This is a genomic window from Streptococcus mitis (assembly GCF_009496155.1).
In the GTDB taxonomy this organism is placed as follows: domain Bacteria; phylum Bacillota; class Bacilli; order Lactobacillales; family Streptococcaceae; genus Streptococcus; species Streptococcus mitis_BQ.
The window spans coordinates 38,470-61,814 of the sequence record NZ_WIJP01000002.1 but is presented as its reverse complement, the minus strand read 5'-3'; the positions used below and the strand labels follow the sequence as shown (position 1 = coordinate 61,814).

General features: G+C 41.2%; 14 protein-coding genes and 1 pseudogene. 11 read left to right on the top strand and 4 right to left on the bottom strand.

The window, feature by feature from the left end:
* Positions 1 to 77 precede the first annotated feature (77 nt).
* Together GEZ84_RS01355 and GEZ84_RS01350 are read right to left on the bottom strand one after the other, a co-directional pair.
* Positions 78 to 1,139 carry a replication initiation factor domain-containing protein gene (locus GEZ84_RS01355; protein WP_228113003.1) on the bottom strand — a complete coding sequence of 354 codons (1,062 nt, stop codon included), beginning with the start codon at positions 1,137 to 1,139 and terminating at the stop codon, positions 78 to 80.
* Entirely contained in the window at positions 1,126 to 1,548 is a 423-nt protein-coding gene (locus GEZ84_RS01350) for a hypothetical protein (protein WP_142358337.1), read from the bottom strand. Before GEZ84_RS01350 ends, GEZ84_RS01355 begins: the two co-directional genes overlap by 14 nt.
* A 618-nt stretch (positions 1,549 to 2,166) precedes the next feature.
* On the opposite strand from GEZ84_RS01350, the gene GEZ84_RS01345 reads away from it, so the two are divergent.
* The 10 genes and pseudogenes from GEZ84_RS01345 to GEZ84_RS01300 form a co-directional block, all read left to right on the top strand.
* Entirely contained in the window at positions 2,167 to 2,577 is a 411-nt protein-coding gene (locus GEZ84_RS01345) for a helix-turn-helix domain-containing protein (protein ID WP_228113002.1), read from the top strand.
* Positions 2,578 to 2,664: 87 nt separating this feature from the next.
* On the top strand, positions 2,665 to 3,663 hold the full coding sequence (ruvB, locus tag GEZ84_RS01340) for a Holliday junction branch migration DNA helicase RuvB (protein ID WP_153223047.1): 999 nt from the start codon (positions 2,665 to 2,667) through the stop codon (positions 3,661 to 3,663).
* The gene (locus GEZ84_RS01335) at positions 3,644 to 4,216 is read left to right on the top strand and encodes a nucleotidyltransferase family protein (RefSeq protein ID WP_153223045.1); all 573 of its coding nucleotides are present in this window, start codon (positions 3,644 to 3,646) and stop codon (positions 4,214 to 4,216) included. Before ruvB ends, GEZ84_RS01335 begins: the two co-directional genes overlap by 20 nt.
* A 343-nt stretch (positions 4,217 to 4,559) precedes the next feature.
* On the top strand, positions 4,560 to 5,318 hold the full coding sequence (locus tag GEZ84_RS01330; protein WP_153223044.1) for an isoprenyl transferase: 759 nt from the start codon (positions 4,560 to 4,562) through the stop codon (positions 5,316 to 5,318).
* A gap of 8 nt (positions 5,319 to 5,326) precedes the next feature.
* Positions 5,327 to 6,130: a phosphatidate cytidylyltransferase gene (locus GEZ84_RS01325; protein WP_000189860.1), complete on the top strand. Its 804-nt coding sequence runs from the start codon at positions 5,327 to 5,329 to the stop codon at positions 6,128 to 6,130.
* A 21-nt stretch (positions 6,131 to 6,151) separates the two neighbouring features.
* Positions 6,152 to 7,411: an RIP metalloprotease RseP gene (gene rseP / locus GEZ84_RS01320; RefSeq protein ID WP_153223043.1), complete on the top strand. Its 1,260-nt coding sequence runs from the start codon at positions 6,152 to 6,154 to the stop codon at positions 7,409 to 7,411.
* A gap of 12 nt (positions 7,412 to 7,423) precedes the next feature.
* A complete protein-coding gene (locus GEZ84_RS01315; protein ID WP_153223041.1) occupies positions 7,424 to 9,277 on the top strand; it encodes a proline--tRNA ligase in 1,854 nt (617 codons plus the stop codon).
* Positions 9,278 to 9,375: 98 nt separating this feature from the next.
* Positions 9,376 to 10,755: a 6-phospho-beta-glucosidase gene (bglA, locus tag GEZ84_RS01310; RefSeq protein WP_153223039.1), complete on the top strand. Its 1,380-nt coding sequence runs from the start codon at positions 9,376 to 9,378 to the stop codon at positions 10,753 to 10,755.
* A gap of 192 nt (positions 10,756 to 10,947) precedes the next feature.
* Positions 10,948 to 12,756 carry a glutamine--fructose-6-phosphate transaminase (isomerizing) gene (gene glmS / locus GEZ84_RS01305; protein ID WP_153223037.1) on the top strand — a complete coding sequence of 603 codons (1,809 nt, stop codon included), beginning with the start codon at positions 10,948 to 10,950 and terminating at the stop codon, positions 12,754 to 12,756.
* Between the two features lie 294 nt (positions 12,757 to 13,050).
* Positions 13,051 to 13,824, top strand: a pseudogene (locus GEZ84_RS01300) (LLM class flavin-dependent oxidoreductase); the annotation flags it as partial.
* Positions 13,825 to 13,921: 97 nt separating this feature from the next.
* Here the strand turns inward: GEZ84_RS01300 and GEZ84_RS01295 are convergent.
* Positions 13,922 to 17,626, bottom strand: a complete 3,705-nt coding sequence (locus GEZ84_RS01295; protein WP_153223034.1) for a pullulanase — start codon at positions 17,624 to 17,626, stop codon at positions 13,922 to 13,924.
* 106 nt (positions 17,627 to 17,732) lie between these two features.
* Entirely contained in the window at positions 17,733 to 19,217 is a 1,485-nt protein-coding gene (locus GEZ84_RS01290; RefSeq protein WP_153223032.1) for a M protein trans-acting positive regulator PRD domain-containing protein, read from the bottom strand.
* A gap of 506 nt (positions 19,218 to 19,723) precedes the next feature.
* On the opposite strand from GEZ84_RS01290, the gene rpoB reads away from it, so the two are divergent.
* On the top strand, positions 19,724 to 23,329 hold the full coding sequence (gene rpoB / locus GEZ84_RS01285) for a DNA-directed RNA polymerase subunit beta (protein ID WP_153223030.1): 3,606 nt from the start codon (positions 19,724 to 19,726) through the stop codon (positions 23,327 to 23,329).
* Positions 23,330 to 23,345: the final 16 nt, after the last annotated feature.

Below are 23,345 nucleotides of genomic sequence, written 5' to 3'. Positions count from 1 at the left end.
ACACTTCCCAAAGCGTACTATACGAAAGCTAGTATTTAACCTTTCATCAAAGAACATCACAATTTTTTTAGTCATTTTTATTTCCCCCAGGAAAAACTATTATTTTGCTCTACGGAAAATTCTTTGACTTCTGTATGGTCTTTATCATTCATCTTTTCAAGGCCAAGAGCTAACAAATAATTTATATACGCATTTGCAGATTCTACCCCTTGAGAACTCTCATAAGCCTTATAAACCTTGGTAAGTGTTCGAGCAACTTGAGTTTCTAAAAATTCTTTTGACTTAAGCAAAGTGGTTTCTTCTCTAACTGTCTTCAATTTTGTACGTTCCTTTGTTTGAATATATTCATTCCACCATGAAACAGTTTCCCTTCTAGATTTTTTTGTATCTATTGAGTATTTGTCTGATAAAACAAAACGATAGTGACTTGCTAATACAGAGAAAAACAAATCTTTCAATGGTTTCTTCATAGCCATATTTTGAGCAAATAATACAGCCTTGTCACCGAACAATCTTAACTCTGAACGAATCCACGAAGTAATTCCAATATCGCTTGCTTTCTCTCCTTGTTCCATTAACTTATTATATACACCCCACTGTTGCGAGTTACTTCCTTTTTTCCCAATATTTATAGTTTCTCCAACGATTTCTCCATCTTCAAGTCTGCCAGTTTCATGATACTCATATTTTTTTGAATAGCTAATGCATAGACCTTGTTTGCAATATTCGTATATTTTCTGAACTGATAAACTTCCATCATAAATATCATTCGCTACATCTAGCCTTGTAAAATGAGCACAATCATTTAAATACCTACTTACTAAAGCACTCCAGTTATTAACCGAACCGTCCATAAATTGTTCATATTGCCTACATCCATGCCCTCTCATCTCGGTAAATATTCCCATTCCATAATTCATTGAATTATCATCATTAAGAGAAAAATATACCTTAATATCTGCATAGGCAAAATGATGATTATATCGGTTTGTACCGTACAACTCAAGAACGAAATCATTAAAATTTAATTTTAATAGTTCTTCAATTACATATTTACAAGATTTCATATAGTCGACATCATCAACTGGTTTAACTGTATTAGCAAACCAGTCAATAGTGACCGTATTACTCCTCTTCAAATTCTCTCACCTCTAATTTAATACCATCAAAGCATTGTCTTGAACCATTCCATTTTGGTTTAATAGCATAATCTGTCAGAGTGATATAACGAGTTAGACCTTTTTCTTTAAACATTTTAACTTTTTCTAAATCTCCTGAAATCTCAAAGGCAAAATCCTTCAATTCTTCAATCTCGGAAAACATACCTTTTTCTTCTAAGAATTGAGCCAATTCTCCATCTTTAGAATAAGCCGTGTAACGTTCAATTTTATCAGTTTTTGTACTTTCTCCGTTAATTTCAACATATTCATATTTTTCTCTAGCTCTGGAGAAATCAACTCTTAACACTTCCGGTATCTCAAATTGCTCCTTGTCGAATTCAAATTCACCTTTAATAAATTGTGTTGCAGTTATTTTAAATTTTTCCATTTTTATATTTCCTTTTCTATACATTTGATAAAATTTCACAATCTTTTTTCGCTTGCTGAAATATCCTTGTCTTTCGGCAAAAGACATCAAACAGGCTCTATTCCCTTGTGGCTCTAAGCGCCAATGCGATTTCGTTCAATAAAATGCACTCCGCGCCTACTCTCCCAAGGGTTTGAAGGTTCTTCAATGTCTTTTAGACCTACCTATTAGAGATTGTAGGTCTATTTTCAACTAAAAGTTTGTGAAATATACTGTGTTACTGATAGTTACTAATACACACTAAAATCCGTAGTCAGAATATAAGCAAAAGTGCGGTCGGTGCGGTGCATGGTGCTAGCCAACGGCTTCACCCCCTGCTTTGCACCTACACTTTTGCTTAACTTATCAATGGACTGCTATCAGCTACTAGTAACTAGAGACTAAAATTACTGAAATACAGGTCTTTGAGGATTTTTTCTTCAAAGACTTTTTTATACAATCATAGACAGTTACCCCCAATTCTTGCCAAACATGGTATAGTTTGATATAATTTGAATATACCTATTAGGTATGGTTTAATTATATACTCGCTAGGTATATTTGTCAACTGGAAACTTAAAACTTTTTGAGGTAAATTATATGGCATTAAATAATACTGCATTAAAAGAGTTGCGTAAAGAAAAAAAACTAACTCAAACCGAACTAGCATCTAAATTAGATATAAGTCAGAAATCATATAGCAATTGGGAAAGTGGCAAGGCAGAACCTACTTTAGACAATATTATAAAATTAGCTAACATACTAGATACAACCACTGATTTTTTACTTGGAAGAACTAATATAGACTTTGGAAATGATAGTAAAGTATATGAAGAGTATAAAGAATTATTTTCTCAAAATAAAAAAGAGGAAATAAAAGAAAGATATGACCATTCTTTTGAATTTTTCATAAAGGCAGTTGCGAAACAGTTAAATATATCAGTAGAAGAATCCTTGGAAAAGATAATTTCAGATATTGGCAACAAAACGGAAACCAACGATACAAAATAACTCTATTTTTAGTAATTTAGGACTTATTCAAACAAATAGAAAATCTCTAGTAAAATAGAACGAATGATTTTCTGATATAATAGAGCCATGAGTAGAATTTTAGATAATGAGATAGTGGGGGATGAGGAGTTGGTAGAACGCACGCTCCGTCCTCAGTACTTACGTGAATATATTGGACAGGACAAGGTCAAGGATCAGCTCCAAATCTTTATCGAGGCTGCCAAAATGCGGGATGAAGCGCTGGATCATGTGCTCTTATTTGGGCCTCCAGGCTTGGGAAAAACGACCATGGCTTTTGTTATTGCCAACGAACTGGGTGTCAATCTCAAGCAGACTTCGGGTCCAGTCATTGAAAAAGCTGGTGATTTGGTAGCGATTTTGAATGACTTAGATCCTGGGGATGTCCTCTTTATTGATGAGATTCATCGCTTGCCCATGTCAGTGGAAGAGGTGCTTTACAGTGCCATGGAGGACTTCTACATTGATATCATGATTGGGGCTGGTGAGGGTAGTCGTAGTGTTCATTTGGAGTTGCCACCTTTTACCTTGATTGGTGCGACGACTCGGGCTGGTATGCTTTCCAATCCGCTACGGGCACGTTTTGGGATTACAGGTCATATGGAGTATTATGCCCATGCTGACTTGACAGAAATTGTCGAGCGGACGGCAGATATTTTTGAGATGGAAATCACTCATGAGGCAGCGTCTGAGTTGGCCCTGCGTAGTCGTGGAACTCCCCGTATTGCCAATCGTCTCCTTAAGCGCGTGCGCGATTTTGCCCAGATTATGGGGAATGGGGTGATCGATGATCTTATTACCGATAAGGCTTTGACCATGCTGGATGTTGACCATGAAGGTTTGGACTATGTGGATCAAAAAATCCTTCGTACCATGATTGAGATGTACGGTGGTGGTCCTGTCGGATTAGGAACTCTTTCTGTCAATATCGCCGAAGAGCGCGAGACGGTGGAGGACATGTACGAACCCTACCTCATCCAAAAGGGCTTTATTATGCGGACGCGGTCTGGACGGGTTGCAACGGCTAAGGCCTATGAGCATTTGGGGTATGAGTACAATGAAAAATAAGCAAGAAATTCTAGAGGCTTTTAGAGAAAATTCGGATATGATGGCTATTCTGACGATCATCCGAAACTTTGGTTTGAAAGACTCGTGGTTGGCAGCAGGTTCTGTCAGAAATTTCATCTGGAATCTTTTGTCAGACAAATCCCCTTTTGACCATGAAACAGATGTAGATGTGATTTTCTTTGATCTAGATATTTCTTATGAGGAAACCTTGTCTCTAGAGAAAAAGTTGAGAGCGGATTTTCCTCAGTACCAGTGGGAATTGAAAAATCAGGTCTATATGCATCAGCATAGCCCTCATACTGCTCCCTATACCAGTTCCCGTGATGCTATGAGTAAGTATCCAGAACGGTGTACGGCGCTTGGACTGCGCTTGAATGAAGAAGCAGATTTTGAACTCTATGCACCTTATGGTTTGGAGGATATTTTGAATTTTCAAGTTCGCCCAACTCCTCATTTTTTAGAGAATGAAGACCGAATGGAACTCTATCAAGCACGTCTATCCAAGAAAAATTGGCAGGAAAAATGGAAAAATTTGATTTTTAAAAATACTTAAGGAAACTTTAAGCTAGGGAGTGTATACTAAGTTCATAAGTTAAGAAGATTTTAACTTAAACTCCTAAAACTTTTTCATAATAATCTCCCTATAAAAATAGAGTCGCCCAATCAGGCGGCTTATTTTTTTGGAAATGGGCTTTGTGCCTGAGAATAATACTCAATGAAAATCAAAGTGCAAACTAGGAAGCTAACTGCAGGTTGCTCAAAACACTGTTTTGAGGTTGCAGATAGAACTGACGTGGTTTGAAGAGATTTTCGAAGAGTATAAATAGCTTAGTGATAGAAGAAAATAGGGAAATATGGTATAATGAAACGATAGATTTTTGAATAGGAATAAGATCATGTTTGGATTTTTTAAGAAAGATAAGGCTGTGGAAGTAGAGGTTCCGACGCAGGTTCCTGCTCATATAGGCATCATCATGGATGGGAATGGTCGTTGGGCTAAAAAACGTATGCAACCACGGGTCTTCGGACACAAGGCGGGCATGGAAGCATTGCAAACTGTGACCAAGGCAGCCAACAAACTGGGCGTCAAGGTGATTACGGTCTATGCTTTTTCTACGGAAAATTGGACCCGTCCATATCAGGAAGTCAAGTTTATCATGAACTTGCCAGTAGAATTTTATGACAATTATGTCCCTGAATTGCATGCGAATAATGTTAAGATTCAAATGATTGGGGAGACAGACCGCCTGCCTAAGCAAACTTTTGAAGCTTTAACCAAGGCTGGGGAATTGACTAAGAACAACACGGGTTTGATTCTTAATTTTGCCCTCAACTATGGTGGACGAGCTGAGATTACACAGGCTCTTAAGTTGATTTCACAGGATGTTTTAGATGCCAAAATCAACCCAGGTGACATCACAGAGGAATTAATTGGCAACTATCTCTTCACCCAGCATTTGCCTAAGGACTTACGAGACCCAGACTTGATTATCCGTACTAGTGGAGAATTACGTTTGAGCAATTTCCTTCCATGGCAGGGAGCCTACAGTGAGCTCTATTTTACGGACACCTTGTGGCCTGATTTTGACGAGGCGGCCTTGCAGGAAGCCATTCTTGCCTACAATCGTCGTCATCGCCGATTTGGAGGAGTTTAGGAGGAAATATGACACAGGATTTACAGAAAAGAACCTTGTTTGCAGGGATTGCTCTGGCTATTTTCCTACCGATTTTAATGATTGGGGGACTCTTGCTTCAGATAGCAATTGGAATCATAGCCATGCTAGCCATGCATGAACTTTTGAAGATGAGAGGTCTAGAGACCATGACGATGGAGGGCCTCTTAACCCTCTTTGCAACCTTTGCCTTGACCATTCCCTTGGAGAATTATCTGACTTTTTTACCAGTTGATGGGAATGTGGTTGCTTATAGTGTGTTGATTTCAATCATGTTAGGAACGACTGTTTTTAGCAAGTCTTATACGATTGAGGACGCTGTTTTCCCTCTTGCTATGAGTTTTTATGTTGGCTTTGGATTTAATGCTTTACTAGATGCTCGCGTTGCAGGTTTAGATAAGGCTCTCTTGGCCTTGTGTATTGTTTGGGCGACAGACAGTGGTGCCTATCTTGTTGGGATGAACTATGGTAAACGAAAATTAGCTCCGACAGTTTCTCCAAATAAAACCTTTGAGGGTGCCTTGGGTGGTATTTTAGGTGCGATTTTAGTAACCATCATCTTTATGATAGTTGACAGTACAGTTGCTCTTCCCTATGGAATTTACAAGATGTCAGTCTTTGCTATTTTCTTTAGTATTGCTGGACAATTTGGTGATTTACTAGAAAGTTCGATCAAGCGTCACTTTGGTGTCAAGGATTCTGGGAAATTTATCCCTGGACATGGTGGTGTTTTGGATCGTTTCGACAGTATGTTGCTTGTATTTCCAATCATGCACTTGTTTGGACTCTTTTAATCAAAAGACGGAGGAAATACTATGCTCGGAATTTTAACCTTTATTCTGGTTTTCGGGATTATTGTGGTGGTGCACGAGTTCGGGCACTTCTACTTTGCCAAGAAATCAGGAATTCTAGTGCGTGAATTTGCCATCGGTATGGGACCCAAAATCTTTGCTCACATTGGCAAGGATGGGACGGCCTATACCATTCGAATCTTGCCTCTGGGTGGCTATGTTCGCATGGCCGGTTGGGGTGATGATACAACTGAAATCAAGACGGGAACTCCTGTCAGTTTGACACTTGCTGAGGACGGTAAGGTTAAACGTATCAATCTTTCAGGTAAAAAATTGGATCAAACAGCTCTTCCTATGCAGGTGACCCAGTTTGACTTTGAAGACAAGCTCTTTATCAAAGGCTTGGTTTTGGAAGAAGAAAAAACATTTGCAGTGGATCATGATGCAACGGTTGTGGAAGCAGATGGAACAGAAGTTCGGATTGCACCTTTAGATGTTCAATATCAAAATGCGACTATCTGGGGCAAACTGATTACCAACTTTGCAGGACCTATGAACAACTTTATCTTAGGGGTTGTTGTTTTCTGGATTTTAATCTTCATGCAGGGTGGTGTTAGAGATGTTGCTACCAATCAGTTCCATGTCATGCCTCAAGGGGCTTTGGCTAAGGTAGGAGTGCCAGAAACGGCACAGATTACTAAAATTGGTTCACATGAGATTATCAACTGGGAAAGCTTGATTCAGGCTGTTGAAGCAGAAACCAAAGATAAGACGGCCCCGACCTTGGATGTGACTATCTCTGAAAATGGTAGTGACAAACAAGTAACGGTTACCCCAGAAGAAAATCAAGGTCGTTACCTTCTAGGTGTTCAACCGGGAATTAAGTCAGATTTTCTATCCATGTTTGTAGGTGGTTTTACAACCGCTGCCGACTCAGCTCTCCGAATTCTCTCAGCTCTGAAAAATCTGATTTTCCAACCGGATTTGAACAAGCTAGGTGGACCTGTTGCCATCTTTAAGGCAAGTAGTGATGCTGCTAAAAATGGAATTGAAAATGTCTTGTACTTCTTGGCAATGATTTCCATCAATATCGGGATTTTTAATCTTATTCCGATTCCAGCCCTGGATGGTGGTAAGATTGTGCTCAATATCCTAGAAGCTATCCGCCGCAAACCATTGAAACAAGAAATTGAAACCTATGTCACCTTGGTCGGAGTGGTCATCATGGTTGTCTTGATGATTGCTGTGACTTGGAATGACATTATGCGACTCTTTTTTAGATAATCGAGGAATATTATGAAACAAAGTAAAATGCCTATCCCAACGCTTCGCGAAATGCCAAGCGATGCTCAAGTTATCAGCCACGCTCTTATGTTGCGTGCTGGTTATGTTCGCCAAGTATCTGCAGGTGTTTATTCTTACCTACCACTTGCCAACCGTGTGATTGAAAAAGCCAAAAATATCATGCGCCAAGAATTCGACAAGATTGGTGCTGTTGAGATGTTGGCTCCTGCCCTTCTTAGTGCAGAATTGTGGCGTGAATCAGGTCGTTACGAAACTTATGGTGAAGACCTTTACAAACTAAAAAACCGTGAAAAATCAGACTTTATCCTAGGTCCAACTCACGAAGAAACATTTACAGCTATTGTCCGTGATTCTGTTAAGTCTTACAAGCAATTGCCACTTAACCTTTATCAAATCCAGCCTAAGTATCGTGATGAAAAACGTCCGCGTAATGGACTGCTCCGTACACGTGAGTTCATAATGAAGGATGCTTACAGTTTCCACGCTAACTATGATAGCTTGGACAGTGTTTACGATGAGTACAAGGCTGCTTATGAGCGTATTTTCACTCGTAGTGGTTTAGATTTCAAGGCTATCATCGGTGACGGTGGAGCCATGGGTGGTAAGGACAGCCAAGAATTTATGGCCATTACACCTGCTCGTACAGACCTTGACCGCTGGGTTGTCTTGGACAAGTCAGTTGCCTCATTTGACGAAATTCCTGCAGAAGTGCAAGAAGAAATCAAGGCAGAATTGCTTAAATGGATGGTCTCTGGTGAAGATACCATTGCTTACTCAAGTGAGTCTAGCTATGCGGCTAACTTGGAAATGGCAACAAACGAGTACAAACCAAGCAACCGTGTTGTCGCTGAAGAAGAAGTGACTTGTGTTGCAACACCAGATGTTAAATCAATCGATGAAGTTGCCGCCTTCCTCAACGTTCCAGAAGAACAAACGATTAAAACCCTCTTCTACATGGCAGACGGTGAGCTTGTTGCCGCCCTTCTAGTTGGAAATGATCAGCTTAATGAAGTTAAGTTGAAAAACCACTTGGGAGCAGATTTCTTTGACGTTGCTAGCGAAGAAGAAGTGGCAAATGTTGTTCAAGCAGGATTTGGTTCACTTGGCCCAGTTGGTTTGCCAGAGAATGTTAAAATCATTGCAGATCGTAAAGTGCAAGATGTTCGTAATGCAGTTGTGGGTGCTAACGAAGATGGCTACCACTTGACTGGTGTGAACCCAGGTCGTGATTTTACTGCAGAATATGTGGATATCCGTGAAGTTCGTGAGGGTGAAATTTCACCAGATGGACAAGGTGTCCTTAACTTTGCGCGTGGTATTGAAATTGGTCACATCTTCAAACTCGGCACTCGCTACTCAGCAAGCATGGGAGCAGATGTTTTGGATGAAAATGGCCGTGCTGTGCCAATTATCATGGGATGTTACGGTATCGGTGTCAGCCGTCTCCTTTCAGCAGTGATGGAGCAACACGCTCGCCTCTTTGTTAATAAAACGCCAAAAGGTGAATACCGTTACGCTTGGGGAATCAACTTCCCTAAAGAATTGGCACCATTTGATGTGCACTTGATTACTGTCAATGTTAAGGATGAAGAAGCGCAAGCCTTGACAGAAAAGCTTGAAGCAAGCTTGATGGGAGCTGGTTACGAAGTCTTGACAGACGACCGTAATGAACGTGTCGGAGTTAAATTCAGCGATAGTGACTTGATTGGATTGCCAATCCGTATCACTGTTGGGAAGAAAGCAGCCGATGGCATCGTAGAAGTGAAGATTAAAGCGACTGGTGACACCATCGAAGTTCATGCAGATAACTTGCTTGAAACGCTTGAAATTCTCAGCAAGAAATAAAAACTATAATCAGAAGAAAAACAAGGAAAAAATGTAACTAGTTTTTACCTTGTTTTTTCTGTATAATGGGAAAAATGAGTAGATAAAGAGGTAAATGTATGCTAAGATTTCCAAAGGATTTTGTCTGGGGATCCTCTACTTCTGGACCACAGACAGAAGGGCGTGTAGCTGGTGACGGTAAAGGAGATAATCTCTGGGATTATTGGTATCAAGTGGAGCCAAATCGTTACTATAATGGAATTGGTCCAGATAAGACATCGACCTTTTATGAAAATTGGGAAAAGGATATCGAGCTACTGGTAGAAACTGGTCATACAGCCTTTCGGACTTCTATTCAATGGTCACGGATTTTTCCACAAGGGCGTGGAAAAGTCAATGCTCAAGGTGTGGATTTCTATCGTAAGGTTTTTGAGGCTATTAAGGCTAAAGGAATTCGTCTTTTAGTCAATCTCTATCATTTTGATCTGCCTTTTGCTCTTCAAGAAGATGGTGATGGTTGGGAAAATAAGGCGACTGTCTCAGCCTATGAAGACTATGCTCGTTTTTGTTTTGAGACTTATGGAGATTTAGTAGATCAGTGGATTACCTTTAACGAGCCAATCGTTCCTGTAGAATTTGGCTATTTTTACGATGCCCATTATCCACATAAGGTGGATGCAGAGGTGGCAGTTAAAGTAGCCTATCATACACAATTGGCTAGCAGTCGTGCGATCAAGGCCTGTCATGAACTCTTGCCTGATTCCAAGATTGGGATTGTCCTCAACTTGACACCAGCTTATCCACGTAGCCAGCATCCTGCTGATGTCAAGGCTGCTCGTATTGCGGACCTTTTTCAGACCCAATCTTTCTTAGATCCGTCTGTTTTGGGGACTTATCCACAGGAGTTGGTAGAAATCTTGCATGAACACGGGCTCTTGCCTGATGCTACAGATGCAGAGTTGGAACTCATTCGTGACAATACAGTGGACTTCCTCGGTGTCAACTACTATCAACCTTTGCGTGTTATGGCGCCTCGATTTGCTAAGCATCCAGAGAGTCCACTCTTACCAGAACATTTTTACGAGCCTTATGTGATGCCTGGACGTAAAATTAATCCTCACCGTGGCTGGGAGATTTATGAGCAGGGGATTTATGACATTGCCCAAAATATCAAGGAAAATTATGGCAATATTGAGTGGATGTTGACAGAGAATGGTATGGGTGTTGAGGGGGAAGAAAAATTCCGTCAAGATGGAATAATTCAAGATGATTATCGTATTGACTTTGTAAAAGGTCATCTTGGTGAACTTCACCGTGCTATTGAAGATGGAGCCAATTGTAAGGGTTACTTGATTTGGACCTTTATCGATTGCTGGTCATGGCTCAATAGTTATAAAAATCGCTATGGTTTGGTCGAATTAGACTTGGAAACGCAAGAACGTCGTCTGAAGAAATCAGGGTACTGGTTCAAGGAATTAAGCGATAATAATGGATTTTAAAAAGGACTCTGACTGATTATCCTAATTGGTCAGAGTTTTTTGGTTACAAAAAAGTTAATTTGAACTATACCAATTTTTACTATTGACAAGTGAAAGAAACAAGTATATACTGTTTTTGCTAATTCTACAAAAGAGGAATTAGACTATACCAATTTTAAGGAGAAAGCACAGCTGGTCTGTGTCGTATATACTATGTGTGGAATTGTTGGTGTTGTTGGAAACACAAATGCAACTGATATTTTGATTCAAGGGCTTGAAAAGCTCGAATACCGTGGCTATGATTCTGCGGGGATTTTTGTCCTAGGTGGTGCTGAAAACCATCTAGTCAAGGCGGTTGGTCGTATTGCAGAATTGTCTGCCAAGACAGCTGGTGTTGAGGGAACAACTGGTATCGGACATACTCGTTGGGCAACTCACGGGAAACCAACTGAGGACAATGCTCACCCACATCGCTCTGAGACAGAACGTTTTATCTTGGTTCACAATGGAGTGATTGAAAACTATCTTGAAATCAAGGAAGAATACCTTGCAGGTCACCACTTCAAGGGGCAAACAGATACGGAAATCGCCGTTCACTTGATTGGAAAATTTGCGGAAGAAGAAGGTTTGTCAGTTCTTGAAGCCTTCAAAAAAGCCCTTCACATCATCCGTGGTTCTTATGCTTTTGCCTTGGTAGATTCACAAAATCCTGAAGTTATCTACGTGGCTAAGAATAAATCACCACTTTTGATTGGTCTTGGACAAGGCTATAACATGGTCTGCTCAGACGCCATGGCTATGATTCGTGAAACCAACCAATACATGGAAATTCATGACCAAGAGTTGGTCATCGTCAAGGCTGATAGCGTGGAAGTTCGAGACTATGATGGTAACAGTCGTGAACGTGCTAGCTATACTGCTGAGCTTGATTTGTCAGATATCGGTAAGGGAACTTACCCTTACTACATGCTTAAGGAAATTGATGAGCAACCAACGGTTATGCGTAAACTCATCCAAGCCTACACAGATGAGGCTGGTCAAGTAGTGGTAGATCCAGCTATCATCCAGGCTGTTCAAGACGCAGACCGTATCTACATCCTTGCAGCTGGAACATCTTACCATGCAGGATTTGCTTCTAAGAAGATGCTGGAAGAATTGACTGATACACCAGTGGAACTGGGAATTTCATCTGAGTGGGGCTATGGTATGCCACTTCTCAGCAAAAAACCACTTTTCATCTTTATCAGTCAATCTGGTGAAACAGCGGATAGCCGTCAGGTTTTGGTTAAGGCTAATGAAATGGGAATCCCAAGCTTGACAGTGACAAACGTACCAGGTTCAACTCTTTCACGTGAAGCCAATCATACCATGCTTCTTCATGCAGGTCCTGAAATTGCCGTGGCATCAACCAAGGCTTATACAGCACAAATTGCAGCCCTTGCCTTTCTTGCAAAAGCAGTAGGAGAAGCAAATGGCAATGTCAAAGCGCAAGACTTTGATTTGGTTCATGAGTTGTCAATCGTAGCTCAGTCTATCGAATCAACTCTTTCAGAGAAAGAAGACATTGAAGCTAAGGTTCGTGAGCTTCTTGAAACAACTCGCAACGCCTTTTATATCGGGCGTGGTCAAGATTACTATGTAGCTATGGAAGCAAGCCTTAAACTCAAAGAGATTTCTTACATCCAGTGTGAAGGCTTTGCGGCAGGAGAACTTAAGCACGGAACTATTGCCTTGATTGAAGAAGGAACGCCTGTCTTGGCTCTCTTGTCAGATCCAGTCCTTGCCAACCACACTCGTGGAAATATCCAAGAGGTCGCAGCTCGTGGTGCCAAAGTCCTCACTATAGCAGAAGAAAATGTTGCCAAAGATACAGACGACATCGTTCTTACGACCGTCCACCCTTACCTCTCACCAATTTCAATGGTTGTGCCAACGCAATTGGTCGCTTACTTTGCAACCCTCCACCGTGGGCTTGATGTGGACAAACCACGTAACCTTGCTAAGTCAGTAACGGTAGAATAAGCTAAAAAAGTCTAGTTATATAGGCTTTTTCCTGTGAGCAGATTGGTTGCTTGTACTCAAGTTTCGTGTTATACTCTTCGAAAATCTCTTCAAACCACGTCAGCTTCCATCTGCAGCCTCAAAACAGTATTTTGAGCTGACTTCGTCAGTTCTATCCACAACCTCAAAACACTGTTTTGAGCAGCCTGCGGCTAGCTTCCTAGTTTGCTCTTTGATTTTCATTGAGTATTAGAATAATTTTTCAAATTGCAGGAAAGAAATAGACGGGAAGAATCACAATGGTAGAATTGGGAATTTCAACAATATGCGACCATCGATGCTTTGTCAAATGGACGAGCGGAGATTATGGCTGGAAGGGGTTCTTTCACGGAATCATTTCCCTTGTTTGGCTATGATTTAAAGAACTACGAAGCCCTCTTTGATGAGAAATTGGACTTGCTCCAGTTAGTCAATGAGAAGACCAAGATAGACTGGCAAGGTCGCTTGACCCAAACAATCTCTAGCAAAGAAGTTTATCCTCGTCCAGTTCAGGACAAATTGCCCTTGTGGATAGCGACAGGTGGTCATGTCGAATCAACAGTGAAGATTGCTCAGGCAGGCTTACCGATTGTCTATGCCATTATTGGCGGTAACCCTTGTTATTTTAAAAAGTTGATTCAGGCTTATCGTGAGATTGGGAGCGAAGCGGGCTATGCCAGTCATGAACTAAAGGTTGGAGCCCATTCTTGGGATTGGATTGCTGAAGATGGCGAGCAGGCTGTGAAAGATTATTTCCATCCGACCAAGCAAGTAGTGGATGCTATTTCCAAAGATCGGCCGCATTGGCAGGAATTACGTTATGAGCAATATTTGGAGCAGGTAGAACCAAATGGCGCCATGTTTGTGGGTAATCCAGATCAGGTGGCAGAAAAATTGATTCGCATGATTGAGGATTTAGATTTGGACCGCTTTATGCTCCATCTACCGCTTGGCTCCATGCCTCATGACCAGGTTCTGAGAGCTATTGAACTCTTCGGCACACAAGTGGCACCAAAAGTACGGGCGTACTTTGCCATGAAAGAGGCTTAATAAAAAACTACTCAAGTTTATTATGACGACAAATGTTGTACAAAAATCAATCCCCCGAGCGTCAAGGCTTGGGGGATTGTTCTATAGGAGGGCTAGATTAGTTCTCTTTTTTGTTTTTCAGTAAGAACCCGAGACCTAGGAGAGCAAGGAGACTAATTCCTGCAAGAGTAAGAAGAGATTTGCTCTCAGTTCCTGTGTTTGGAAGGACTTTCTGAGAGAGAGTCTCTGTAGCAGTTTCTTGGGTTTCAGGATTTGCTGCTAGGTTTTGGGCTTGACCTTGTTCTTGTTCGACATTCAAGCTAGAAAGATCAAATTCTGTTCTTTCTTCCATAGCTGGGGCAACGATGGCACCACCTTGAGCGATTCGAAGAACAGTAGCTGTAAGGGCATTTAATTTCAAGCCTTTTTCAGTCCATTCAAGGCCTTGAGGGTTGGCAATTCCGACTGGTCCTGCTTGGTTCTCATCTGCCAAAACTTCAGCATTTCTGAGATATGCAAAGGCAGTTCCCAAATTAAATTCGCGAGCTTTTTCATCCGCATTGACAAAGACTGCGTAGATATCTCCGTTTGGAGCAGTAATTTGGTAGCCAATCACTACATCCTCTTTTTCCACGCCATTTTGTCCTGGAACAGTGATGAGGTGGACACGGTCTTTGATATCTTGGAGACTCTTAAGTCGGAAGGCATCTGTAGATTGACGAAGGGCAATCAAACCTTTCATATAGTCACGGCTCTTGACATTTTCAGGATATGCTTTTCTATCTGTAGCTTTAGTCCAGTCAAATTTATTGACAGCATCGCTAGAATCGTAAGAGTCATGGATGAAGTAAGGATAGTCAAACGGATTGCCATCCTTATCACGCAACAAGTGAGATTTGTTTGGTTGTTTGTCCTCTGCTACAGGAGTCTTGTAGGCTGGGTCACGGAATTGTTTGGTACGTCCATATTCCTGACCAGAGTGGATAAACGGAGTTCCTTGAGCAGTCAAGACCATGAGATTTCCAAGTCGCAAACGACGGTGGATTTCAGCATAGTTCTCGGCCTTGCTTGGGTCTTTTTTGATAGATTGGGCGATGATGTCAAAGAGGGTCAAGTTATCATGGGCTGCGATGTATTGGATGACATCTCCAGGACTGTCTGCTTCAAAGTTGGTTGGTTGAGCAATGAGGTTTTTGAAGATAGTGTTGATATCACGCTTGCCACCTGTGATAAAGGCAGGTTGACCTTCGTTTGGATAACCAGACTTGAGGTTGTTACGGATGTCATCTGAGAAGACAGCAACCGTATCGGTATGTTTCATCCAATCTTGGTCAGCAGCTCTGGTAGGCATATTTTCATCACCAGCATAGGTTCTCCAACCTTCACCCAGCATGATGAGGTTAGGATTGAGGGCGCGTGCAGCCTTGTAAGCTTCTTCGATAGAAGCTGCATCGTGGTCTCCCATCATATCGAAACGGAAACCATCCACTTTGTAGGTATCAACTAGATATTTGATAGAATCAACTAGGAGGCGTTTGGTCATATGGTGAGTTGTCCCCAAACGTCCACCACCAAAGCTAGTTCGAGGTGTTCCATCAGCATCCATAAAGTGGTAGTAGTTTGGTTCTAAAACTTCAAAGATATCGACTTTGGCTGTATGGTTATAAACTACGTCCAGGATAGCTCCCATACCACGTTTGTGGATTTCATTGATGAGGTTTTTGAATTCTGCGATTCGTTTTTCTGGATTCTTCGGATCGCTTGAGTACATACCAGTCAATGAGAAGTAGTTTTGAGGGTCATATCCCCAGTTGTAGTTGCTGTTGCTTGAAGCATAGTCAGATAAGCGTTCATGGTTCTTCAATTCATTGACAAAGTAGTAAGACAAGACTGGAAGGAGCTGGATGTGGGTTACACCCAAGTCTTTGAGGTAGTCTAGTTTTTCGATAAAGGCTTCAAAAGTACCAAATGGCTTAGTCAAATCTTTTGCAATGGCAGGATCTGAAGTGAAGTCACGCACATGAGCTTCATAGATGACAGCATCTTCACGAGTCTTGAAGTTGCGAATCTTACCATAAGTCAAGTCTTGAGGTCCTAGTTTAGCTGGATTTACAAAGGCGGCTTTAGCCACTTTATGGGCATCGTCAATCTTAGCATCGTCACTATTCCAAGCAGCGAGGGATTTAGCGTAAGGATCGAGTGCAAGAACAGTTTTACCTTGACGCTCGATTTGGTATTGATAATAGTAGCCAGTGTAGTTGCTGATTCCAAGACCTGAGTTTGCATCCAAAGTTTGTTTCCAGGTTCCTCTTTCCCCTTTTTCAAGAGCGACAGTTCCAACCACTTTTTCAGGGTCATTTTTGTCGTAGACAACAACAGAAACCTTATCAGCACTTGGTGACCAAAGAGTTAAATCAACCTGTTTTCCTTCTTTTTTTAGGTCAGCTCCCAGTTTGCCATCATAACTGTAAGTCTCATCTTTCAGACGCCAGCTTGTTTTGGTAGTGAATTGGTCGGAATTGTAGCTAACAGTATAAGGATGTTTTGTGTCCGAGAAATCTCCACTGTAGGTCACTTTCTTGCCAGCCTCATCGATTGTAACATCAGTGATAGTTACTTTGTTTCCTAGATGATTAGTGATGTTGGAGTGTTTGAGGATATCTTCTTTTTTAGCACCGACAAGTGTTGAAAAACTGCTTTCAATGCTAGAAGTTCCTACGTGTTGGGCTCCTGTCATACGTATATCATGGACATAGTATGGATTTGTGTAAATAGATTCGTCATCGTCTTTTAGGAAAATTTGGCTATGATTTTTCAAATCGGTGAACTTATAATCTTCTTTACGGATTTTCACGTCGTCTCCTTGTTTGCTCTCATCTAGTAATAAAAAGCCGAATTCTTTTGCGGCATCCTTAAGAGGAATGTCAATATAGCGACCGTATTTACCTGTAGCCGTAAAGTCTGTTCCGTCAGGCCATTGAGCGCTACTTGGATTTTTCACATCTCCCCAGTACCAGAGTGATTTCTTGTCATAGTTGCCATCCGTGCGGTAGTAGTTGACACGAATAGTTCCTGCAGGTTGTGGTTCGTAAGAGAAAACCTTGTAATCTTGGTCCAACCAAGCCTCGTTCATTTTTGGAGCTAGTTTTTCTGCCGATTTATCACCAGTTAGATTTTTTCCAGCTGTATTATTGATGAGGAAGCTAATTTTCTTGGCTTGTTCTCCCTTTAATTTGACATCTAGGTAATAGCCATAGTCATCTTTTTTGGCATCCTTAAAGGACAAGGCTCCGTTAGGCCAGTTTTCAGAAGGTTTTTCAACATCGTCCCAAGTCCATAGTCCTTGAGCATCCTTGTTTTCTTCAGGCAGCTTTTTGACATGGATACGGAAGTAGTTGTCTTCGATTGGCTCTTCTGCCTTAGTTTCAGTTGTTGTTGGACTCGTAGAAGTAGTTGACTCATTTGAACGATCTTGTCCAGTTTGTGGTGCTGAATCAGCAGGGCTTGCAGCAGGAGTGGTTGCCTCTGTTGCAGGTTTTTCTTCTTTTTTCTCTAGGGAAGCGTTTGCATTTTTAAGTGAAGAAATATCGCTTTCCTTCTTATCAGAGTTAACTGCTGTATCAGTAAGAGGTTGGGCAAGGACAGTAGTAGTTTCATTACTAGTTCCCTTATTGCTTGTAGTATTTTCGTTGGCTGAGATAGTTGGTGTAGCCATAGCAAGCAGGACAAGGCTTGCACCGATAAGGACAGAACCAGTTCCATTTTTGAGGGAACGGATGCTGTAGACCATTTTTTTCTCAGTGTGAGATGGTGTTTTTCTCATAATCATTCTCCTATAAATGAATTTCTCTATCAGTATAGCATGTAGTAAAAAAATATGCAAGCGTTTTCTTGAGATTGAAACAAAAGAAAAATCGCAACAGATTTTGTTACGATTTGGTCAGCTTTTCTTTATGAATTTGAGAAGCCAGAAGGTGGAGATGGTGGAATAATTTTGACGTAGAGAAGTTACGACTGTAGATAAGTGGTTTCGGAGAGTTGGTGACAGGAAAGGTAGTGATAACAATATCGTGTGGGATTTGATTGAGAATTGAGAATGAAATAGTAGATTCTTCCCAAGAATCAAAGAGATAGAGATTATTGCCGTAGTGAGCAAGGGTGTCGATAAGGTTTTGTGCGTGATGGCTATCCAAATGACTAATGACTAAAACACGTATTTTGGGAAGTTTTTGAAGTAATTGGACTAAAATTCGTTGCCCTTGGATAGAAAAGGTGTAGACCATCTCTTGTTGCTTACTTGGCTTACTGTTTAGTCCCATCTCAGTCAGATAAGATTGAAATTTGTGTTGACTTACTTCAAATAGCTTTGGAAATTCCACTTGATAACTGCTTAAAATTTGGGATTTCTGTCTGTCGAGAGACTGGTTACTGAGTAGATGAAAGAAATCAGATTGGGCAGTGTAGTGAAGGAGCCAAATTAATTCCTCGCGATTTTCAATCTGTAGGTGAAATTCTTTAGCCAGTTCTTCTAGAATTTGGCTCAATAAACGATAGGATTTTTGGATATGATTAATGTCTCCTAACGCTCCACTACTAGGATTAGTTACGATTTGAGAAGACTTTACTGGTTTTGAAAATAGCTGTTCCAGTGTTTCCATTGTCGGTTCAAAGCAGAGTTTTTTAGCCATCTTCTTAATATTTTCTTCAAACTGTGTAATTTGCATGAGAGAACTGTAGTGACTGGTTAAAAGGGGAGTAGGATTTTCAATGAAGTGACTTTTATTAAACCGCTCTAGATTGATAGCTAGGATATATTTGATTTGCCGTAAGCTACTGAGGTTGGGTGAAACTTGTTGGGCGTCCAAAAATAGCTGAATCAAGTGAGTGAGTGATTCTTCAGAAATAGAAGGGAAGGGCCAATCTAGAAAGTCGTAACTTTGGCTAAAGTAGTCTAGATAAAAGGCACGAATGTCCTCTTCTGTTCCATCCATGACTAAAGGGGAAGGTTGGATGCTGATGCCATAGTGTTGGGGAAGCTTCGTATTTAGATGCTGGATGATTTCCTGAACTCGTTCGTAACTAATCACAAGTTCTTGACACATTTGGTCAAGTGATTGTTCCTCATTGAAAAACAGACGGTTCAAAAAAGAGTAAGTTTCAGACTGTTTAAAAATCGCAATCCTGGGATCCAAGGTATTTTGAAAGTCAAACTGCAACTGAATACCTTCTTTTGTTGATCGAATAAGGAGTTTCGGAAATAATTGTTCAAGCTTAAAAAGGTGCTCTTGCAATTCTTCTATTGAATAATTCAGCTTTTCAGCCAAGACTGAGAGTTCTGTCCAATCATGGTGTTTGGTTAACTCTTCCAGTAAGAATAGCAAATCTTGTTCAGTCTTAGAAAGCAAGATATTCATCATAATCCTCCATATATATTTATACATATATATTAAAAGAAAAGACTAGTAAAGTCAAGAAAAACAACCTATGCTAAAATAGCAAAACAGAGATTTATTATATTTTTTATAAAATAGGTATAGGAAAAATGCCATTTACAAAGAGCAAATGGAACTCATCACATTTTTAAAAGTAAAACTCAGTTTTCTATAGGAAAAGATTTTGTCAAAAAATCGTCAATCCTCTTGAAAAATCTAGCTAAATAGGGTATAATATGAGTAATCATTTGTCGTAGGTTTTGTCTGAAATATTGTCCAGACAAGGCTCACAGCAGTTAAATCTTCTGAAAAAGTCAGATTTAGCTGCTCTTTTTGTGCTTTTTTTCAGGATTTCGAGTATTTGTAACAAAGACTTAAAGATTCTGAAAATTCATCAAGAGGACACGGTGATAGGGGTTTTACAACCATATGACGATTAGAAAGCCTGATTGATAAGGCTTGGAACTTATTTACAAAGGAGAATCATCTTGGCAGGACATGACGTTCAATACGGGAAACATCGTACCCGTCGTAGTTTTTCAAGAATCAAAGAAGTTCTTGACTTACCAAATTTGATTGAAATTCAAACTGATTCATTCAAAGCTTTCCTAGACCATGGTCTTAAGGAAGTGTTTGAAGATGTATTGCCGATTTCAAACTTCACAGACACCATGGAGTTGGAATTTGTTGGATATGAAATCAAGGAACCAAAATACACGCTAGAAGAAGCTCGTATCCACGATGCTAGCTACTCAGCACCAATTTTTGTAACCTTCCGCTTGATCAATAAAGAAACAGGCGAAATCAAGACCCAAGAAGTTTTCTTTGGTGATTTCCCAATCATGACAGAAATGGGGACTTTCATCATCAATGGTGGTGAACGTATCATCGTATCTCAGTTGGTCCGCTCACCAGGTGTTTACTTTAACGACAAAGTAGATAAAAACGGTAAAGTGGGCTACGGTTCAACGGTTATCCCTAACCGTGGAGCTTGGTTGGAACTTGAAAGCGACTCAAAAGATATCGCCTACACTCGTATCGACCGTACTCGTAAGATTCCATTTACGACCTTGGTTCGTGCGCTTGGTTTCTCAGGTGATGATGAAATCTTTGATATCTTTGGTGACAGCGAATTGGTTCGCAACACTGTTGAAAAAGATATCCACAAGAATCCAATGGACTCTCGTACCGACGAAGCCTTGAAAGAAATTTACGAACGCCTTCGTCCGGGTGAACCTAAGACTGCTGAAAGCTCACGTAGCTTGCTTGTAGCTCGTTTCTTTGACCCACGTCGCTATGACCTAGCAGCAGTTGGTCGTTACAAAATCAATAAAAAACTCAATGTTAAGACACGCTTGCTTAACCAAACTATTGCTGAGCCATTGGTAGACCCTGAAACAGGCGAAATCTTGGTAGAAACTGGAACAATCATGACTCGTAGCGTGATTGAAAGCATTGAAAGCCATTTGGATGGCGATTTGAACAAGATTGTCTACATTCCAAATGATGCAGCGGTTGTGACTGAGCCAGTTGTTCTTCAAAAATTCAAGGTTGTTGCTCCAACTGATCCAGATCGTGTTGTAACGATTATCGGTAATGCTAATCCAGATGACAAGGTTCGTATCGTCACTCCAGCAGATATCCTTGCTGAGATGAGCTACTTCCTCAACTTGGCTGAAGGACTTGGACGTGTAGATGATATCGATCACCTTGGAAACCGTCGTATCCGTGCGGTTGGTGAATTGCTTGCCAACCAAGTACGTCTTGGACTTTCTCGTATGGAACGTAATGTCCGCGAACGTATGTCTGTTCAGGACAATGAAGTCTTGACGCCACAACAAATCATCAATATCCGTCCTGTAACAGCTGCTGTTAAAGAATTCTTTGGTTCATCACAGTTGTCACAGTTCATGGACCAACACAACCCACTTTCTGAGTTGTCTCACAAACGCCGTTTGTCAGCCTTAGGACCTGGTGGTTTGACACGTGACCGTGCTGGATATGAAGTGCGTGACGTGCACTACACTCACTACGGACGTATGTGTCCAATCGAGACACCTGAAGGACCTAACATCGGTTTGATTAACAACTTGTCATCTTACGGGCACTTGAATAAATATGGTTTTGTTCAAACACCATACCGTAAGGTTGACCGTGAAACGGGTGTTGTCACCAATGAAATCGTTTGGTTGACAGCTGATGAAGAAGATGAATTTACTGTAGCACAGGCTAATTCTCGTCTGAATGAAGATGGAACCTTTGCTGAGAAAGTTGTCATGGGACGTCACCAAGGGGTCAACCAAGAGTATCCAGCTAATGTTGTTGACTACATGGACGTATCACCAAAACAGGTAGTTGCCGTTGCGACAGCATGTATTCCTTTCTTGGAAAACGATGACTCCAACCGTGCCCTCATGGGAGCCAACATGCAACGTCAGGCTGTTCCATTGATTAATCCTAAAGCACCTTACGTTGGTACTGGTATGGAATACCAAGCAGCCCACGATTCAGGAGCTGCTGTGATTGCTCAGTATGACGGTAAAGTTACCTATGCAGATGCTGACAAGGTAGAAGTTCGTCGTGAAGATGGTTCATTGGACGTTTACCACATCCAAAAATTCCGTCGTTCAAACTCAGGTACTGCTTACAATCAACGTACTCTCGTAAAAGTTGGAGATGTCGTTGAAAAAGGCGATTTCATTGCTGACGGACCTTCTATGGAAAATGGAGAAATGGCGCTTGGACAAAACCCAATCGTTGCCTACATGACTTGGGAAGGTTACAACTTCGAGGATGCCGTTATCATGAGCGAACGCTTGGTTAAAGACGATGTCTATACATCTGTCCACCTTGAAGAATACGAATCAGAAACGCGCGATACAAAGCTTGGGCCTGAAGAAATTACTCGTGAAATTCCAAACGTTGGTGAAGATGCCCTTAAAGACCTTGACGAAATGGGTATTATCCGTATCGGTGCTGAGGTTAAAGAAGGCGATATCCTTGTAGGTAAAGTAACACCTAAGGGTGAGAAAGACCTTTCAGCTGAAGAACGTCTCTTGCACGCTATCTTCGGAGACAAGTCTCGTGAAGTGCGTGATACTTCTCTTCGTGTACCACATGGTGCCGATGGTGTCGTTCGTGATGTTAAGATCTTTACACGTGCAAATGGAGATGAGTTGCAATCAGGTGTCAACATGCTGGTTCGCGTCTACATCGCTCAAAAACGTAAGATCAAGGTCGGAGATAAGATGGCCGGACGTCACGGAAATAAAGGGGTTGTCTCTCGTATCGTTCCTGTAGAAGACATGCCTTACCTTCCAGATGGAACTCCAGTCGATATCATGTTGAACCCACTTGGGGTGCCATCACGTATGAATATCGGTCAGGTTATGGAGCTTCACCTTGGTATGGCAGCCCGTACTCTTGGTATCCACATCGCAACACCAGTCTTTGACGGAGCAAGTTCTGAAGATCTTTGGTCAACCGTTAAGGAAGCAGGTATGGACAGCGATGCCAAGACAATCCTTTACGATGGACGTACTGGGGAACCGTTTGATAACCGTGTGTCAGTTGGTGTCATGTACATGATCAAACTCCACCACATGGTTGATGATAAATTGCACGCGCGTTCAGTCGGACCATACTCAACCGTTACTCAACAACCACTCGGAGGTAAAGCTCAGTTTGGTGGACAACGTTTCGGTGAGATGGAGGTTTGGGCTCTTGAAGCCTACGGTGCGTCAAATGTCCTTCAAGAAATCTTGACTTACAAGTCTGACGATATTAACGGACGTTTGAAAGCTTATGAAGCTATTACAAAAGGAAAACCAATTCCAAAACCAGGTGTTCCAGAATCCTTCCGAGTTCTTGTAAAAGAATTGCAATCACTTGGTCTTGACATGCGTGTCCTAGACGAAGATGACCAAGAAGTGGAACTTCGCGACTTGGATGAAGGAATGGACGAAGATGTCATCCACGTAGATGACCTTGAAAAAGCCCGCGAAAAAGCAGCTCAAGAGGCTAAAGCAGCCTTTGAAGCTGAAGAAGCTGAGAAAGCAGCAAAAGCGGAAGCAACAGAAGAAGCTGCTGAGTAAGAAAAAGCAGTTCACT

Excerpts from the sequence above, each read along its gene's own strand:
- GEZ84_RS01350 (WP_142358337.1), bottom strand. The coding sequence starts at position 1,548 with ATGGAAAAATTTAAAATAACTGCAACACAATTTATTAAAGGTGAATTT.
- GEZ84_RS01345 (WP_228113002.1), top strand. The coding sequence starts at position 2,167 with ATGGCATTAAATAATACTGCATTAAAAGAGTTGCGTAAAGAAAAAAAA.
- ruvB (WP_153223047.1), top strand. The coding sequence starts at position 2,665 with ATGAGTAGAATTTTAGATAATGAGATAGTGGGGGATGAGGAGTTGGTA.
- GEZ84_RS01335 (WP_153223045.1), top strand. The coding sequence starts at position 3,644 with ATGAGTACAATGAAAAATAAGCAAGAAATTCTAGAGGCTTTTAGAGAA.
- GEZ84_RS01330 (WP_153223044.1), top strand. The coding sequence starts at position 4,560 with ATGTTTGGATTTTTTAAGAAAGATAAGGCTGTGGAAGTAGAGGTTCCG.
- GEZ84_RS01325 (WP_000189860.1), top strand. The coding sequence starts at position 5,327 with ATGACACAGGATTTACAGAAAAGAACCTTGTTTGCAGGGATTGCTCTG.
- rseP (WP_153223043.1), top strand. The coding sequence starts at position 6,152 with ATGCTCGGAATTTTAACCTTTATTCTGGTTTTCGGGATTATTGTGGTG.
- GEZ84_RS01315 (WP_153223041.1), top strand. The coding sequence starts at position 7,424 with ATGAAACAAAGTAAAATGCCTATCCCAACGCTTCGCGAAATGCCAAGC.
- bglA (WP_153223039.1), top strand. The coding sequence starts at position 9,376 with ATGCTAAGATTTCCAAAGGATTTTGTCTGGGGATCCTCTACTTCTGGA.
- glmS (WP_153223037.1), top strand. The coding sequence starts at position 10,948 with ATGTGTGGAATTGTTGGTGTTGTTGGAAACACAAATGCAACTGATATT.
- GEZ84_RS01295 (WP_153223034.1), bottom strand. The coding sequence starts at position 17,626 with ATGAGAAAAACACCATCTCACACTGAGAAAAAAATGGTCTACAGCATC.
- GEZ84_RS01290 (WP_153223032.1), bottom strand. The coding sequence starts at position 19,217 with ATGAATATCTTGCTTTCTAAGACTGAACAAGATTTGCTATTCTTACTG.